This is a genomic window from Nocardioides sp. JS614 (assembly GCF_000015265.1).
Classification (GTDB): domain Bacteria; phylum Actinomycetota; class Actinomycetes; order Propionibacteriales; family Nocardioidaceae; genus Nocardioides.
This window is the reverse complement of record NC_008699.1, coordinates 2,510,732-2,525,849: the sequence shown is the minus strand read 5'-3', so window position 1 is coordinate 2,525,849 and position 15,118 is coordinate 2,510,732. Positions and strand designations below refer to the sequence as shown.

The 15,118-nt window shown below is 71.6% G+C and carries 14 protein-coding genes and 4 tRNA genes; 11 read left to right on the top strand and 7 right to left on the bottom strand.

Going from position 1 to position 15,118, the window contains the following annotated elements:
* Positions 1-263 precede the first annotated feature (263 nt).
* Positions 264-449 carry a hypothetical protein gene (locus NOCA_RS13475; protein WP_041546538.1) on the top strand — a complete coding sequence of 62 codons (186 nt, stop codon included), beginning with the start codon at positions 264-266 and terminating at the stop codon, positions 447-449.
* Between the two features lie 114 nt (positions 450-563).
* On the opposite strand, the gene NOCA_RS13470 is transcribed toward NOCA_RS13475, so the two are convergent.
* Positions 564-635, bottom strand: a tRNA-Val gene (locus NOCA_RS13470).
* Positions 636-773: 138 nt separating this feature from the next.
* Here NOCA_RS13470 and NOCA_RS13465 point away from each other — a divergent pair.
* Positions 774-1,205, top strand: coding sequence for an SsgA family sporulation/cell division regulator (locus tag NOCA_RS13465; protein WP_041547603.1), 432 nt, complete (start codon positions 774-776; stop codon positions 1,203-1,205).
* On the opposite strand, the gene NOCA_RS13460 is transcribed toward NOCA_RS13465, so the two are convergent.
* Complete coding sequence (locus tag NOCA_RS13460; protein ID WP_011755813.1) at positions 1,191-2,015, bottom strand: aminotransferase class IV; 825 nt, start codon at positions 2,013-2,015, stop codon at positions 1,191-1,193. The two genes, NOCA_RS13465 and NOCA_RS13460, sit on opposite strands and share 15 nt — an antisense overlap.
* 167 nt (positions 2,016-2,182) lie before the next feature.
* Here NOCA_RS13460 and NOCA_RS13455 point away from each other — a divergent pair.
* The 4 genes from NOCA_RS13455 to NOCA_RS13440 all read left to right on the top strand — a co-directional run bounded on the left by NOCA_RS13455 (position 2,183) and on the right by NOCA_RS13440 (position 3,990).
* A tRNA-Gly gene (locus NOCA_RS13455) sits at positions 2,183-2,255 on the top strand.
* Between the two features lie 31 nt (positions 2,256-2,286).
* Positions 2,287-2,360 (top strand) — tRNA-Cys (locus NOCA_RS13450).
* 24 nt (positions 2,361-2,384) lie between these two features.
* Positions 2,385-2,459 (top strand) — tRNA-Val (locus tag NOCA_RS13445).
* A gap of 292 nt (positions 2,460-2,751) precedes the next feature.
* On the top strand, positions 2,752-3,990 hold the full coding sequence (locus NOCA_RS13440) for an IS110 family transposase (RefSeq protein ID WP_011754492.1): 1,239 nt from the start codon (positions 2,752-2,754) through the stop codon (positions 3,988-3,990).
* Positions 3,991-4,167: 177 nt separating this feature from the next.
* Here NOCA_RS13440 and NOCA_RS13435 read toward each other — a convergent pair whose 3' ends face one another.
* Together NOCA_RS13435 and NOCA_RS13430 are read right to left on the bottom strand one after the other, a co-directional pair.
* On the bottom strand, positions 4,168-5,403 hold the full coding sequence (locus NOCA_RS13435) for a type II toxin-antitoxin system HipA family toxin (protein WP_011755812.1): 1,236 nt from the start codon (positions 5,401-5,403) through the stop codon (positions 4,168-4,170).
* Positions 5,393-5,737 carry a helix-turn-helix transcriptional regulator gene (locus NOCA_RS13430; RefSeq protein ID WP_011755811.1) on the bottom strand — a complete coding sequence of 115 codons (345 nt, stop codon included), beginning with the start codon at positions 5,735-5,737 and terminating at the stop codon, positions 5,393-5,395. Before NOCA_RS13430 ends, NOCA_RS13435 begins: the two co-directional genes overlap by 11 nt.
* A 256-nt stretch (positions 5,738-5,993) precedes the next feature.
* Here NOCA_RS13430 and NOCA_RS13425 point away from each other — a divergent pair, with 256 nt between their 5' ends.
* On the top strand, positions 5,994-7,058 hold the full coding sequence (locus NOCA_RS13425) for an NAD(P)-dependent alcohol dehydrogenase (RefSeq protein ID WP_011755810.1): 1,065 nt from the start codon (positions 5,994-5,996) through the stop codon (positions 7,056-7,058).
* Here NOCA_RS13425 and NOCA_RS27580 read toward each other — a convergent pair.
* Positions 7,046-7,687, bottom strand: coding sequence for a hypothetical protein (locus NOCA_RS27580; RefSeq protein ID WP_011755809.1), 642 nt, complete (start codon positions 7,685-7,687; stop codon positions 7,046-7,048). The genes NOCA_RS13425 and NOCA_RS27580 overlap by 13 nt on opposite strands.
* A gap of 172 nt (positions 7,688-7,859) precedes the next feature.
* On the opposite strand from NOCA_RS27580, the gene NOCA_RS13415 reads away from it, so the two are divergent.
* Genes NOCA_RS13415 through NOCA_RS13400 form a run of 4 tightly spaced genes read left to right on the top strand, consistent with a single transcriptional unit; the run spans position 7,860 to position 12,267 of the window.
* Positions 7,860-8,432 (top strand): 2-oxoacid:acceptor oxidoreductase family protein, encoded by a 573-nt coding sequence (locus NOCA_RS13415; protein ID WP_011755808.1) that lies wholly within the window; start codon positions 7,860-7,862, stop codon positions 8,430-8,432.
* Positions 8,425-9,630, top strand: coding sequence for a transketolase C-terminal domain-containing protein (locus NOCA_RS13410; protein WP_011755807.1), 1,206 nt, complete (start codon positions 8,425-8,427; stop codon positions 9,628-9,630). Before NOCA_RS13415 ends, NOCA_RS13410 begins: the two co-directional genes overlap by 8 nt.
* Complete coding sequence (locus NOCA_RS13405; protein ID WP_011755806.1) at positions 9,627-10,631, top strand: thiamine pyrophosphate-dependent enzyme; 1,005 nt, start codon at positions 9,627-9,629, stop codon at positions 10,629-10,631. The genes NOCA_RS13410 and NOCA_RS13405 overlap by 4 nt, the downstream gene beginning before the upstream one ends.
* Position 10,632: 1 nt before the next feature.
* Positions 10,633-12,267, top strand: a complete 1,635-nt coding sequence (locus tag NOCA_RS13400) for an NAD(P)-binding protein (protein WP_011755805.1) — start codon at positions 10,633-10,635, stop codon at positions 12,265-12,267.
* 41 nt (positions 12,268-12,308) lie between these two features.
* Here the strand turns inward: NOCA_RS13400 and NOCA_RS13395 are convergent, their stop codons facing one another.
* On the bottom strand, positions 12,309-12,608 hold the full coding sequence (locus NOCA_RS13395) for a hypothetical protein (protein WP_011755804.1): 300 nt from the start codon (positions 12,606-12,608) through the stop codon (positions 12,309-12,311).
* Between the two features lie 451 nt (positions 12,609-13,059).
* A complete protein-coding gene (locus NOCA_RS25875; RefSeq protein ID WP_011755803.1) occupies positions 13,060-15,066 on the bottom strand; it encodes an ATP-binding protein in 2,007 nt (668 codons plus the stop codon).
* Positions 15,067-15,118: the final 52 nt, after the last annotated feature.

Here is a 15,118-nt window from a genome sequence, read left to right as displayed (position 1 = left end):
GCAGACGAGACGGACCCACCGATCGTATCGGGGCGTCTCAGGCGAGCGCGCTCCGGTTTCCGATGGGTCAGGTGGGCCGACCGGAGGCCGATGGGGTCCCTGACCGATGAGCTCCGAGACATGTCGGGTGCGGGCGGGCAGCACCGGGACCGGCTCGGCGATCTCGGGCACTAATGCCTTGTTCTAGACATACTTTGGCCTCTGCAATACGGAAGTGGAGGGAAGACGATAGAGACGTGAAGGCATTCGGACGACGTGGAACCGTGCCGGGCCCCCGGGAGATCTGCTCCCACTGCGGTCACCTGATCGTCGACGTACCGCAGGTCGGCTGGGTCGCTCCCGAGCTCGGGGACAGCTACGACCTGTGCGCGGGCGACACCTTCGGCAACCACCTGCCCCGCCGCGAGAGCACCCGCACGAAGAGTGCACTGGCGCGCAGCGGGATCTGAGCCCTTCCGCACGAACGACACAGGCCGCACGCGCTGCGTGCAAACGGCAGAGCCGCGCTACCACCCACCCGAACGCACGACAGGCCGCACGCGCTGCGTGCGGCCTGCTCTCGGTGGGCGATACTGGGTTCGAACCAGTGACCTCTTCGGTGTGAACGAAGCGCGCTACCACTGCGCCAATCGCCCGAGACGTGCTCCGCCGGAAGGGCGGTGCGGTCGCAGACTCTAGCGCACCGTCCGGGCCGGTTCACATTCGGCGGGCACCGGGTCGCAACGGCTGCGGCGAATCGCGTCACGGACGGCCGGGTGCTCCGTCCCCCCACCGTGACGCAGCAGCCCCGGGCTCGAGCCATCGCCCAAGACCTGTCCCTCCAGTGCCTCGATGCCTCGGGGCATGCCGTGGACCTCCCGGCGACCTTCGGCTACGACCCCGCCGACCCGTGGGCGGTGTGGATCACCTTCCGCGGCCCGCGCGACGAGGTCCGCTGGGCGGTCGGGCGCGACCTGCTGCTGCAGGGCCTGACCGATCCGGCCGGCGAGGGCGACATCCAGCTGTGGCCGAGTATCGACGAGCATGGCCGCGCCGCGGTCGTAATGGAGCTCTGCTCCCCGGACGGCCGCCTGGTGACCCAGCTGCACACCCACGAGCTCTATCGTTTCCTGACCCGCACGCTCGCGATCGTGCCGGTCGGGTCGGAGGCGATCGACCTCGACGACCTCGTCGCCGAACTCACCGGGATCTCACGCGCGGAGTAGCAGCTCCGGCTCCCGACTCCGCCACACCTCGCGGACCGCGGTCGTGACCGGGCCGGGCGCGGGGACCTCGCGCTCGTCCCAGCGCGCGACGGCCTGCACGTCGCGGGTGGTCGAGACGAGGAAGACCTCGCTGGCGCGCTCGACGACCTCGATCGGCTCGTCGACCTCGCGGGCGCCGTACCACTCCAGCACCAGCGCCCGCGTGACACCCGCCAGGCACCCGCTCGCGAGCGTCGGGGTGCGCAGTTCGCCGTCGAGGACGTAGAACACGTTCGAGCCGGTGCCCTCGCACAGGTGACCGGCGAGGTTGGCGAAGATCGCCTCGCTCGCACCGCGCTCGCGCGCGGCAGCCAGCGCGACGACGTTCTCGGCGTACGACGTCGTCTTCAGCCCGGCCAGCGCGCCGCGCTCGTTGCGCGGGTACGGCACCGTGGCGACGCTGGTCGTGTCCGGCCAGGCGGTCATCGTGTCGAGCACGACGATCAGCGTCGGCGCCGCGTCACCGCGGCCCGAGCCGAGCGGTGCCGGCCCACCGGTGCAGGTGATCCGCAGCCGGCCGAGAGCGAGCGGCTCCCCGGTGAGGAGGGCGGCGACGCCGCGCCGTACGGCGTCCTCGTCGATGCCCGCGAGCCCGAGCCCGTGCGCGGAGCGGTGCAGCCGCTCGAGGTGCCGGTCGAGCGCGAACGGCCGTCCGTCGACGACCTTGACCGCCTCGAACACCCCATCCCCGACGGTCAGCCCGTGGTCGGTGACCGGGACGGCCGGAGCCGTCGCATCGGGGAGGAGATGGCCGTTGATCCAGGCGCGCATGCGGTCACTCTAGGAGGGTCGGATTCGGCCGGGACGGGCGGCTCGCGCGGCCCCGAACACCGCCTCGGAGGCGCGCGGCGCGCGGTCCGGGGGTCGATTTTGCATGGTCTGGGGCATCGGCTACTGTTCTCACGCACGCCGACCGGGTGACCGGATCGGATGCGCAAGCGGACGTAGCTCAGTTGGTAGAGCGCAACCTTGCCAAGGTTGAGGTCGCGAGTTCGAGCCTCGTCGTCCGCTCGGAGAGGTCTCTCCCTGGTTTGGCCTCCATGGTGGGTTGGCCGAGAGGCGAGGCAACGGACTGCAAATCCGTGTACACGGGTTCAAATCCCGTACCCACCTCCATGCAGTCCCACTAACTCAAGACCCGGGCGATTGGCGCAGTGGTAGCGCGCTTCCTTGACACGGAAGAGGTCACTGGTTCAAACCCAGTATCGCCCACCACAAACCCACAGGTCAGCAACGCGGCGCCTTCGTTCCTTGGCGCACCGTGGTGCGCGAAGATTCGGCACGGCTTGCGCGTTGCAGTCCGCGGGCGAAGGGGCGGATGCTGAGGGGTTCGTCGTGGTCGACCCCGGATACTCTGTGGTGCTTGCGAGCCTGTAGGTCAGCATGGTGGTGGAGGGCTTCCACGGGAACCGTGGATTGGTGCCAGCGAGCCCGAGCGTCAGACTTTCGAATCTCCCTGCCCTCCTCACGACGGACGCCTGGATCCGATCGCGAGGAGGAGATGGCCATGGAAGTGATCCACGTCCGGTGTGCGGGCATGGACGTGTCGAAGAAGGACGCCAAGGTCTGCGTCCGACATGCGGGAGCAGGTCGGCGCAAGACCGTGGAAACGGTCACGACCTGGACCTCAATGACCGGCCAGATCCTGGCGCTGCGCGAGCATCTGATCGCCGAGCAGGTCACGTGTGTGGTGATGGAGGCAACCGGTGACTACTGGAAGCCGTTCTACTACCTGCTCGAAGACCTGCCCGGTGTCGAGGTGATGCTGGTCAACGCCCGCCATGTCAAGACCCTGCCGGGACGCAAGAGCGACGTCGCCGACGCGACCTGGCTGGCCCAGCTCGGTGCGCACGGCCTGGTCCGGGCCTCGTTCGTGCCACCCGAACCGATCCGGCAACTGCGGGACCTGACCCGGGCACGGACCGCGATCACCCGCGAACGTGGCCGGGAGGTCCAACGGCTGGAGAAGCTGCTGGAGGACGCCGGGATCAAGCTGTCCGCGGTCGCCTCCGACATCATGGGCGTCTCAGGACGGGCCATGCTCGAAGCGCTGATCGCCGGCGACCGCGATCCCGCCGGGCTTGCCGACCTGGCCAGGCGTCGACTGCGGTCCAAGATCCCTGAACTGACCGAAGCGCTCGCTGGCCGGTTCACCGAACACCACGCGTTCCTCGCCCGGGTCCACCTGGATCTCATCGACCGACACACCGCCGCCGTCGAGCAGTTGACTGAGCGGATCGAGGTGGTGATCGAGCCGTTTCAGGGCTTCCACGACCTGATCTGCACGATCCCGGGAATCTCCACGATCACCGCCGACATCATCACCGCCGAGACCGGCGCGGACATGACCCGGTTCCCCACTGCCAAGCACCTCGCCTCTTGGGCCGGGACCACACCCGGCAGCAACGAGTCCGCCGGGAAGGTGAAGTCCTCACGGACCAGGCCCGGGAACCCCTACCTGCAGGGCGCACTCGGGGCGGCCGCGATGGCGTGCTCACAGAACCGGACCACCTACCTCGGCGCGCGCTACCGGCGGATCGCCAGCCGGCGCGGCCCGCTGAAGGCCAACGTCGCGATCCAGCACTCCATGCTCATCGCGATCTGGCACATGGGCACCACCGGCACCCTCTACGACGACCCTGGAGGCGAGTTCTTCAACCGCCTCCACCCCGACCGCACCAAGATGCGAGCCATCAGCCAGCTCGAAGCCATGGGCTACCGCGTCACCCTCGACCACGCGAGCTGAAGACCTCTGACGCGAAGGCCCACCCGCTGGGGTGAATCTTCGCGTCAGAGGCCCTTTCGAGGGTCTCTTTCCATTTCGGGGAACCTGCGAGGAGCAAGCAACGGACGCTGCTGACTGCGTATGCCTGCATGAACTCAGAGGGGCCAGGCCCCGCCGGGCCGGGCCACTCGTGAAGTCTCAGTCGTAGAAGGACGAACGGTTGAGGATGGACCGCTTCCAGAGCAGGTTCCGATCCGCCTCGCTCAGCCCGGCGGCGTCCGCAGCTTCGGACCAGTGGTTCTCGACCGTCGCGACAATGCGCTCGACGATCTGCCCTGCCTCGGCTCGGGAGAGTCCGTAGTCAGCGGCCGCGGCCACGCACACGGAGAACCGGCTGGCTCGGCTTCCGTCACGGCCGATGGCCATCGCCTGGGCAGACGTGTCGGTCGAACGGGGCTGCGGGGTCAGGTCGAACGCCGGGGTGAGCTCGAGGCTCGTGCCGTCCCAGAACGCTGCGTGGTTCCGTGCATGATCGTCGTTGTTGCCGACCGCGATGTTGAAGACGATGCGCTCGAAGAGCCGGTGGCCGATGTCTTGTGGAGCGCGGCCCCACTCACGAAGGACGTCGAGCATCTCGGGGTACGACCCGTAGCGCGCACCCAGGAGCGCGTCGAAACCGAGCATCGTCAGACCCGAGACGACGTGACGGCGCCGGCCACCGGGTGGACGGTCGAACCGCTCGATGAGCAGCACCTCCCGGCCCACCGACTTGATGACGTGCGCCTTGGGCACCTCGATGCCGCAGAGTCGTGCGAGCTCGATTGCGACGGCCTCGGCTCGAACCCATGGATGCACGTCGCTGGAGACCGACAGCTTGGCGAGGTGCTCGACTCCCGAGTCGTCGCTGATCAGGACCTTCGGGTGCGCGCCACCGATGGCGGTCCCGTTCATCAGAGCATCGCCGATGGCCGGGTTCAACGGCTCCCCAGCAAGGACCTTCTCGGCGGCGTCGTACAGCTCGTCCAGGCCGGCTGTGTCCACGCGCGGGCTGTAGTCCTCGGGGCTCTCCTGAAAGTCGATGGCACCAAGTCGGTTCGAGCCGGACTCCAACATGTAGGTCTCGACGCTGAGCTCAGTGTCGCCCGAGCCGAGGCGGTTGCCGATCACCCGCTCACCCCAGGAGTCCGGTGTCGCGTCCCTGAGACAAGCAGCGACCGTCAGGCCGTCCATCGGCTCCTGGGTTCCGCGACGCAACGGCAACTCGGGCGTGTAGAGGCTGATCGCCCTCTCGTTGTCGAGGTAGGACCGGGCGTAGGTGAAGTCCAGACGATCGGCGCCGACGCGGTCGACCGCCCCGGCCACCACGGGCGTCGACTCGCCGGGCAGCCAGGTCCAGACGAAGACGCGACGGGCCCGGTACGGCTCAGAAGTCATCGTCAGGCTCCGCCTGCTTCCGAGGCTTGTCCACCCGAGTGGGCAGCAGTGCCAGCCGGTCTCGTCCCTCTCGACGGAGCCGCGCGAGCTCCGCGCGGTCCTCAGCGCCGAACAGCGGGACGCCCAGGATGTCGGCGGCATTGAACGCGTTGCCGAGCGAGACGCCCGGGTCCCCCGCTTCGATGGCTGCGACCGTACGGCGGTCGACCCCGATCCGCTCGGCCAGCTCGACTGCGGTCCACCTGCGTGCGACGCGCGCAGCCTTCACCTGCTGGCCGAGCACGACCGCTGCGTCGGCCGCACCTCGGCGCGGCGAGACCCGAATCCTGGCCATGGATGCCCCTTACTTTGTACTTAACCTAGCATTAGATCCAATCTAATGCACACCACGCGACGCAATTCTTGCAGCGGGTCGTTCGCCCACACAGCTGGCGGGGCTCCTGGTCGGGCTCCAGGCAACGTGCGCATCGAGTTCGACCGGCTGAAGCACTCGGGACCTTCGTCTCCCCCGGTTGGTGCCCCGGGCCTCGTGCGCTGACGCCGGCATCCGCGCAGACTGCGAGCATCGACTCGTACCGGAGGTGGGAGCGGTGCAGGCTCTCAGGTTGCGCGCATGGAAGTCCGACCCGGTGCTCGAGGACGTCGCCGTCCCCGAACCGGGCCCCGACGAGGTCCTGGTCCAGGTGGGAGGTGCGGGCGCCTGCCACTCCGACCTGCACCTGATGCACGAGTTCGAGCCCGGGACGCTGCCCTGGTCCCCGCCGTTCACGCTCGGCCACGAGAACGCCGGCTGGGTGCACACCGTCGGCACCGGGGTCACCGGGCTCGAGCCCGGCCAGCCGGTCGCCGTGGTCGGGGCCTGGGGCTGCGGCGTCTGCGACCGCTGCCGCGCAGGTGTCGAGACCTACTGCGAGCGCCCCGACCTGGCACCCGTGCCGTCCGGCGGCGGGGGTCTCGGCCTGGACGGCGGGATGGCGGAGTACCTCCTGGTGCGCGGCGCGCGACACGTCGTTCCGCTGCCTGAGGGCCTCGACCCGGTGACCGCCGCTCCACTGACCGACGCAGGCCTCACGCCCTACCACGCCGTGCGACGCTCGCTCGCGAAGCTGGCGCCCGGCGCCACCGCGCTGGTCATCGGCGTCGGCGGGCTCGGCCACCTCGGCGTCCAGGTGCTCCGTGCTGTCACGGCCGCCCGGGTGATCGCTGTCGACCCGCGCTCCTCCGCGCTGAGCCTGGCCTCGAAGGTGGGTGCCGACGCCACGCTCACCCCCGGACCCGCCACGGCGGCGGAGGTCCGTGAGCTCACCCACGGGGTCGGCGCGGACGTCGTGCTGGACTTCGTCGGCTCGGACGACACGCTGGCCCTGGCCGCCCAGGCGGTCCGCCAGCTCGGGGACCTCACCGTCGTCGGCATCGCCGGCGGCAGCCTGCCGTTCTCCTTCTTCGGCGTCCCCTACGAGTGCAGCGTGCAGACGACGTACTGGGGCAACCGGACCGAGCTGGTCGAGGTTCTCGACCTCGCGGCGCGGGGCCTGCTCACCGCACACACCACGACCTTCGAGCTCGCGCAGGCACCCGAGGTCTACGCCGAGCTGGCCCGCGGCGAGATCGACGGGCGGGCGGTGGTGGTGCCCAACCGGGCCTACCGGCCCTGAGCCCCGGGCTGGCTGCCGGGCTTGCTGCCCGGTCGCGGCCCCGGTTTGGTCTCCGCGGTCGCGGCCAGCCAGGCGCGGAACCGGCGCGGGTCGCGACGCTCCAGCTCGTCGAGCAGGCGCCCGCGCTCCGCGATCACGTCGAGCAGCTCCCGAGGCGTCGCGTCGGCGCGGTGCACCTCGTCGTACGACGAGCGCCACCGCTCGGCCAGGTCGCGCTCGCTCAGCCGAGTGGGATCGTCGACGGCGCCCGGAGCGCTCTTGCCGTGCAGGCTGCGCCGCAGCTGCTCGAGGATCGGCGGCGCGGTCAGGGTCGTCGTGATCAGCACCAGGGCGGTCCAGCCGTCGATCAGCGCCGGGAACCCGCCGAGGATCGTCGCGGCGGCGGCGCCGTAGCGTGCGCCGGTCGTGGCGGCCAGCCGACGGTCGCCGTCGGGCTCGACCCAGGCGACACCGAACGCGGCGCCGAGCACGGCCAGACACGCCGTGATGCCCACGAGCGGCGCCCAGCCGATGGCGACGGAGCCCGCCGCGGTCCCCACGGCGACCAGCAGGATGACGACGCCGTTCCAGCCGGCGCGGTAACGCCGCATCGCCCGACTCTCGATGACCCGTTCCGGTGTGCCCTTCATGCCCTCACGATCCGCCGCGGCCGCCGGACCCGGCAGGGCCGAAAGTGCGCCGCACCTGGGACGTCCGTCCCTCGCCTGCTCCGTGCGGGACCGGGCCGCGGAGGAAGAACGTCGCGCGCCCTGGGGACCTTCGGCCCTGCGCCCTCGGAGGCACCACGGGGAACGTAAGGGCGTGTTCAACGTCCGGTTCCACGGCCGCGGTGGCCAAGGTGTCGTGACGGCGGCGGAGATGCTCTCCGCCGCCGCCTTCGATATGGGGCTGCACGGCCAGGCGTTCCCGACGTTCGGTTCCGAGCGCACGGGCGCCCCGGTCGTGTCGTTCTGTCGCATCCATGACCGCCCGATCGGCTTCCACGAGCCCATCTCGGTCCCCGACGCCCTCGTCGTCCAGGACCCGACCCTGCTGCACGTGCTGGCGGTCCTCGAGGGGGCCAGCCCCGTGACCTACCTGCTGGTCAACACCTCGCGCTCGTTCGCGGACGTCGGCCTGGAGGGGTACGTCGACTGGCTCGCCCCTGGGCGCGCCGCCACCCTGCCGGCGACCGAGATGGCACGCGAGTTCCTCGGCCGGCCGATGCCCAACACCGCGCTCCTGGGCGCGTTCGCGGCGCTCACCGGGGTCGTCACCCTGGAGGCCGTGACGACGGCGATCCGGCACCGGTTCGGCGGCGTGCTGCCGCCGGACATCGTCGAGGCGAACGTCGAGGTCGCCACCCGAGCGCATGGGGTGATCTGTCATGTTTGAGCAGCTCGAAGGCTCCCGCGCGGTCGCCACGGCGGTGGCTCGCTGCCGGCCCGCCGTGATCGCGGCGTACCCCATCTCGCCGCAGACCCACATCGTCGAGGCGCTCTCCGACTTCGTCCGCACCGGTGAGCTGCGCGGGTGCGAGTACCTCATGGTCGAGTCGGAGTTCGGGGCCATGTCGGCGTGCATCGGTGCCTCCGGCGTCGGGGCGCGGACCTACACCGCGACCGCGAGCCAGGGCCTGTTGTTCATGGCCGAGGCGCTCTTCAACGCCTCGGGCCTCGGGCTGCCGATCGTGATGACGGTCGCGAACCGGGCGATCGGCTCGCCGATCAACATCTGGAACGACCAGTCCGACTCGATGTCGCAGCGCGATGCGGGCTGGGTGCAGCTGTTCGCGGTCTCCAACCAGGAGGCCGTCGACCTGCACCTGCAGGCGTTCGTCCTCGCCGAGCGCCTGTCGCTGCCGGTGATGGTGTGCATGGACGGCTTCGTGCTCACCCACGCGGTGGAGGCCATCGACGTGCCGGAGCAGGCCCAGGTCGACGCGTTCCTGCCCCCGTTCGTGCCACGCCAGCACCTGGACCCGAGCGACCCGATCACGATCGGCTCGATGGTCGGCCCGGAGGCGTTCACCGAGGTCCGCTACCTCATGCACGACCAGCAGCTCGCGGCCCTCGACGAGCTGCCCCGGATCCAGCGGGACTTCCACGCGGAGTTCGGCCGGGACACCGGCGGCCTGGTGCGGCCCTACCGCACCGAGGACGCCGACGTCGTCGTGGTGGCGCTCGGCTCGGTGCTCGGGGGCGTCAACGAGGTCGTCGACGCGCTCCGCGAGGACGGCATCGCTGCCGGCTCGCTCGGCATCACCTGCTTCCGGCCCTGGCCGCTCGACGCCGTGCGCGAGGCGCTCGGATCGGCGCGCCAGGTGGTCGTGGTCGAGCGCGCCTTCTCCCCCGGCGTCGGCGGCATCGTCGGACGGGACGTCCGGCTGGCCCTGCGCGGGACCGTCGGCGGCGGCCCGGCGGTGTACGACGTCGTGGCCGGCCTCGGCGGACGCCCGGTGACCCGCGGCTCGCTGCGCCGGCTCGTCGACGACGTCCTCGCGGAGCGGCTCGACCCACGCGGCCTGCACTTCCTGGACCTCGACCATGACCTGCTCGCGCGGGCCGGTACCCCCTGGAGGAGGACGTCGTGACGGATCTCAAGCTCTACCAGGTCGGCACCTTCGCGGCCGGCAACCGGCTCGTCGACCTCGAGCTCCGCTCCGTGCAGGCGCACCCCGACCGGACGAACTCGATCACCTCCGGCCACCGGGCCTGCCAGGGCTGCGGCGAGGCGCTCGGCGCACGCTACGTCCTCGACGCGGCGATGCGGGCGGCCGGGGGCGACCTGGTGGTCGCCAATGCCACCGGCTGCCTGGAGGTCTTCTCCACCCCGTACCCGGAGTCCTCCTGGCAGGTCGCCTGGCTGCACTCGCTGTTCGGCAACGCCCCCGCGGTCGCGGCCGGCATGGCCGCCGGCCTGCGGGCCCTCGGCCGCGAGACCCGGGTCGTCGGACAGGGTGGGGACGGCGGCACGGTGGACATCGGGTTCGGCTGCCTCTCGGGCATGTTCGAGCGCAACGACGACGTGCTGTACGTCTGCTACGACAACCAGGGCTACATGAACACCGGCGTGCAGCGCTCGGGTGCCACGCCTCCGGCAGCACGGACGGCGAACACGGCTCCGGTCGGGCCCGAGCCGGGCAACGCGTTCGGCCAGGGCAAGTCGGCGCCGTTGATCGCGATGGCGCACGAGATCCCGTACGTCGCCACCGCGACCGTCGCCGACCTGCGCGACCTCGAGCGCAAGGTCGAGAAGGCGATGTCGATCCGCGGCGCCCGCTACCTCCACGTGCTGGTCCCCTGCCCGCTGGGGTGGGCCGCGGCCCCCAGCGACACGATCCGCCTGGCTCGGCTCGCGACCGAGTCCGGGATCTTCCCGGTCTTCGAGGCCGAGCACGGCGAGGTCACCGACGTGTCTCCGATCCGCCGCCAGGTCCCCGTCGAGGAGTATCTGAAGCTGCAGGGCCGCTACGCGCACCTCTTCGGCAAGCACGCCCGTCCCGATCTCGTCGCGCGGCTCCAGGCCGGCGCCGACCGCAACATCGCCCGCTTCGGCCTCCTCGAGGCCGAGCCCCGAACCGGGAGCGACTGACATGGACCACCCGTTCGCCATCACCCTGGACGTCGGCTCGAGCCGGGCCAACAAGACCGGCTCCTGGCGTACCGAGCGTCCCGTCTACGTCCACAACCAGCCGCCGTGCAACCGGGCCTGCCCCGCCGGCGAGGACATCCGCACCTGGCTGTACGACGCCGAGGAGGGCGGGGACGCCTACAAGCGGGCGTGGCGCCGGATCATGGAGGTCAACCCGTTCCCGGCGGTCATGGGCCGGGTCTGCTACCACCCGTGCGAGACGGGCTGCAACCGCGGCCAGCTCGACGAGGCCGTCGGCATCAACTCCGTCGAGCGCTTCCTCGGCGACGAGGCGATCCGCTGCGGCTGGCAGGTCACCGTCGACCGCCCGTCGAGCGGGCTGCGGGTGCTCGTCGTCGGCGCCGGCCCCTCGGGGCTCTCGGCGGCCTACCAGCTCGCCCGGCTCGGGCACGCCGTGACGGTCCTGGAGTCGGCCCCGAAGCCCGGCGGCATGATGCGCTACGGCATCCCGGAGTACCGCCTCCCCCGCGCGGTCCTGGACGCCGAGATCCAGCGGATCCTCGACCTGGGCGTGCGCCTGCAGGTGGGCGTCACCGTGACCGACCTCGACGCGACCATGCGCGAGGGGCGGTACGACGCGGCCTTCCTGGCGGTCGGCGCCCAGCTCGGCAAGCGCGCCTACCTGCCGGCCGGCGCGGCCTCCCACGTCGTCGACGCGGTCGCGCTGCTGCACCAGCTCGGCGAGGGCGAGCGTCCGATGCTCGGGCGCCGGGTCGCCATCTACGGCGGCGGCAACACCGCCGTCGACGCGGCCCGCACCGCCAAGCGGCTCGGCGCCGAGGAGTCGCTGGTCGTCTACCGGCGCACCCGCGACCGGATGCCCGCGCACGAGGCCGAGGTCCGCGAGGCCGAGGAGGAGGGCGTCCGGTTCACCTGGCTGTCCTCGATCACCCAGGTCGAGGAGGGCTCCTTGACCATCGAGCGGATGGAGCTCGACGAGACCGGGTTCCCACAGCCGACCGGGGTCACCGAGCAGCTGCCGGCCGACTCACTCGTGCTCGCGCTCGGCCAGGACACCGATCTGCGCTTCCTGGACGGGGTCGCCGGCATCGAGGTCGACCACGGCGTGGTGTCTGTCGACGACCAGATGATGACCGGTCGCCCGGGCATCTTCGCCGGCGGCGACATGGTGCCCGACCAGCGCTCGGCGACGGTCGGCATCGGCCACGGCCGACGGGCGGCGATGGGGGTGGATGCCTGGCTGCGCGACCGGACGGCGCCGCGGCCCGCGGAGCCGGCTCCCGCCGAGTTCGACGCGCTGAACACCTGGTACTTCGCCGACGCGCCCCGCGCGCACCGGCCGCTGCTCGAAGCGGTGCGCCGGTCGTCGACCTTCGACGAGGTCGTGGAGTCCCTCGACGCCGACAGCGCCCTCTACGAGGCACGGCGCTGCATGTCCTGCGGCAACTGCTTCTCCTGCGACAACTGCTTCGGCGTGTGCCCCGACAACGCCATCACCAAGACCGGCGACCCGGACACGCCGTACCTGATCGACCTCGACTACTGCAAGGGCTGCGGGCTGTGCGCCGCGGAGTGCCCGGCCGGGGCGATCCGGATGGCACCCGAGGAGATCTAGCGGACCCGGGTTCGCCCGGCCGGGACGGGGCTCAGCCTCGGTCAGCTGCACGCCTCGACCGGCGGGCCGCCGTCGCGCAGCCACCGGTCGTAGCGGGCGGGGTCGCGGCGCTCGAGGGCGTCGAGCAGGACGCCGCGCAGGACCACCAGCTGCGCGGACCGACGCGGGTCCCGGGCCGCCACCAGGGCGTCGCCGGAGAGGTACCAGGCCGCGGTGATCTGCTCGGTGCTCAGCCGCGCGACCACGGCCCGCTGGCTCGCGACGTCGGCGGCGGGGTCCAGGCGGATCGGGTCGACCTGCGGGCGCGGAGCGCGCGGGCGCGACTGCCAGGGGAACTGCACGACGACACCTCCGCTCTTCCTGCGTCCACGTCGGCCTTCGGTTCCAGCCTGCGCGCGCGTGGCGGGACGGAGCAGGGTCGATGGTCCCGGGCCCTCGGGACCTGCGACCGGCGGCGTGGACAGGGAGTGGCCCGAGGGCAGCGACGACCGCGGGCCGCCTCCCTGTCGACGTAGCGCTCCCCGGGCTCCGTCTCCCGGAGGTGGATCTCGCCGGTGTCTCGGGTCACCGAGGCGATCCAGGTCGACTGTAGGCAGACATCGGCCTTGCGCGGGGCCGGTTGAGCGAATCTGGAGGAAAGGTCAGGACCGGTACCCGGCCCGTCGCGTCGTCGGGCGGCCCCGTCGCCGCCCCCGGACCCCCGTGGCTCGAGGACGGCGAACGGGCTGCCCGACCGGGCCAGGATCGCCGTACCGGGCACCGCTCCGGCTCACCCGTGGGGATGAACCGGGATCACTCTCCGTCGTACGCCGGGAGGGTGAACTCGAACATCGAGCCCTGACCGCTCGGGTTCGCACGGGCCACGATCGTGCCGTCGTGCCGGCTGATGATCCGGCGCACGATCGAGAGGCCCAGACCGCTCCCCTCGTAGTCGCGGTAGTGCGCCCGGTGGAACTCGTCGAAGACCCGCTCGTGCTCTCCTGCCGGGATGCCGATCCCGTTGTCGGCGACCTGCACGGTCACCATCCGCGAGTCGGTGCGGCAGCCCTGGACGACGATCTCCGGCTCGACCCCGGCGGCGACGTACTTCAGCGCGTTGCCGATCAGGTTGTCCAGCACCTGGCGGACCAGCACCGGGTCGGCCAGCACGACGGGCAGCGGGTCGACCCGCACCCGGGACTCGGCGTGGCGTGCGGTCGCGACCTCGGCGACGAGCGCAGCGAGGTCGACCCGCTCGACCTCGAGGTCGCGCTGGCTGGCCGTCGCGTGCGCGAGCAGGTCCCGGATCAGCTCCCGCATCCGGCGCGAGGAGGACCGGACCCGCGAGACGAAGTCGCGCGCCAGGTCGGCGCTGAGGTTCCCGGAGTCCAGCTCGTCGGCGATCATCTCGGTCCAGCCGTCGATCGCGGCCAGCGGGTTGCGCAGGTCGTGGGCGACGACCCCGGCGAACGCGGCCAGCTCCGCGCGCCGGGCGTGCTCGCTGGAGATGTCGCGGAAGATGACCAGCGCCCGGGCCCGGTGCCGCACCTCGTCGCGCGGCAGCGGGACCGCGGAGACCGAGACGACCCGCTGCGTGCCGTCCGTACGAGTGATCATCTGCTCGGCGTCGCGCACGGTCTCGCCGGCCAGGGCGCGCATCGACGGGCGTTCCGGGGTGCCGACGGCACTGCCGTCGGCCCACTGCCGGGAGCGCGCGGCCAGGACCTCCCAGTCGACCTCGTCGTAGGCGAGCCCGAAGATCTCGGCCGCCGCGGCGTTGTGCACCAACAGGTTGCCGGCCTCGTCGAGGACGAACAGGCCCTCGTTCATCGAGCCGAGCACGGCCTCGCGCAGGCTGGCCTGGTACAGCGTCTCCTCCTGCGTGCGCAGCAGCTCGGCCGAGAGCGCCTGCCGCTCGTCCCGACCGGTCGAGAGAGCGAGGCCGGTGACCACGATGGTCGCGACGTAGAACTCGGCGAGCAGGGTGCCGACGTCGGCCCGCTCCACGGCCGCGAACGGGCCGTAGCCGGTCATCGTCAACGCCTGCGTGGCGACTCCGACCACGAAGGAGTGCGCCGCGCTGGCGAGGGTGCTGAACCGCAGTCCGAACCACACCGTGGCGGCGAGCAGCGGGAACACGAGGGGCAGGTCGTCGAAGGCGAACGCCAAGCCGTACATGGCCGCGGTGAAGCCCGAGGCAGCGAGCAGCTCCACGACCGGCCCGTAGCCGACCAGCGAGCCCCGCGGCCGGGGCCGCGAGACCCACTGCCCGACCAGGATCCCCAGTGTCACGACGATCAGGCTGCTGACCAGCGTGCGACCGAAGTAGAGCGCTCCCGACAGCGGCTCGTACTCCCCGCTGACGGCCGCCGCTCCGGCCGTGCCGAGCAGCGCGCCGACGGCCATGGCCACGGCCAGCGCTCCCCCGTAGCGCGGCAGCATCCGGGGGCGGTCGAGCGGCCGGTCACCCCCGCAGCCCCACAGCTCCGGGCTCCAGCGGCGCAGCAGCCAGACCGCGAGCAGCGTCTGCGTGACCGTGACGCCGACGAAGACCGCGTTGAGGCGGGGATCAGCCCCCAGGACGGCGTTGCCGGTGGCCGCGGCGGCGGCAAGGAGGAGCGTGTCCAAGCTGAGCAGGCGCGCGTCTCGCAGCACGAACCACAGGACCGCGAGGCCGCCGGCCGGCCAGACCGTCGCGAAGCCCGGGCTGTCGAGCGCAGGCTCGCGGGCCAGCACCGCGAGCAGCACGAGGCACCCGGCCAGCCCGTAAGCCGTGCCGGGATGTGCGCGCGAGCGCGGCTCGCTCCGGTCCCCCGGCATCCCTACCCCCACCCATGTACCCCCGAGGAGAGGCTAGTGGTCGCGGGCGATC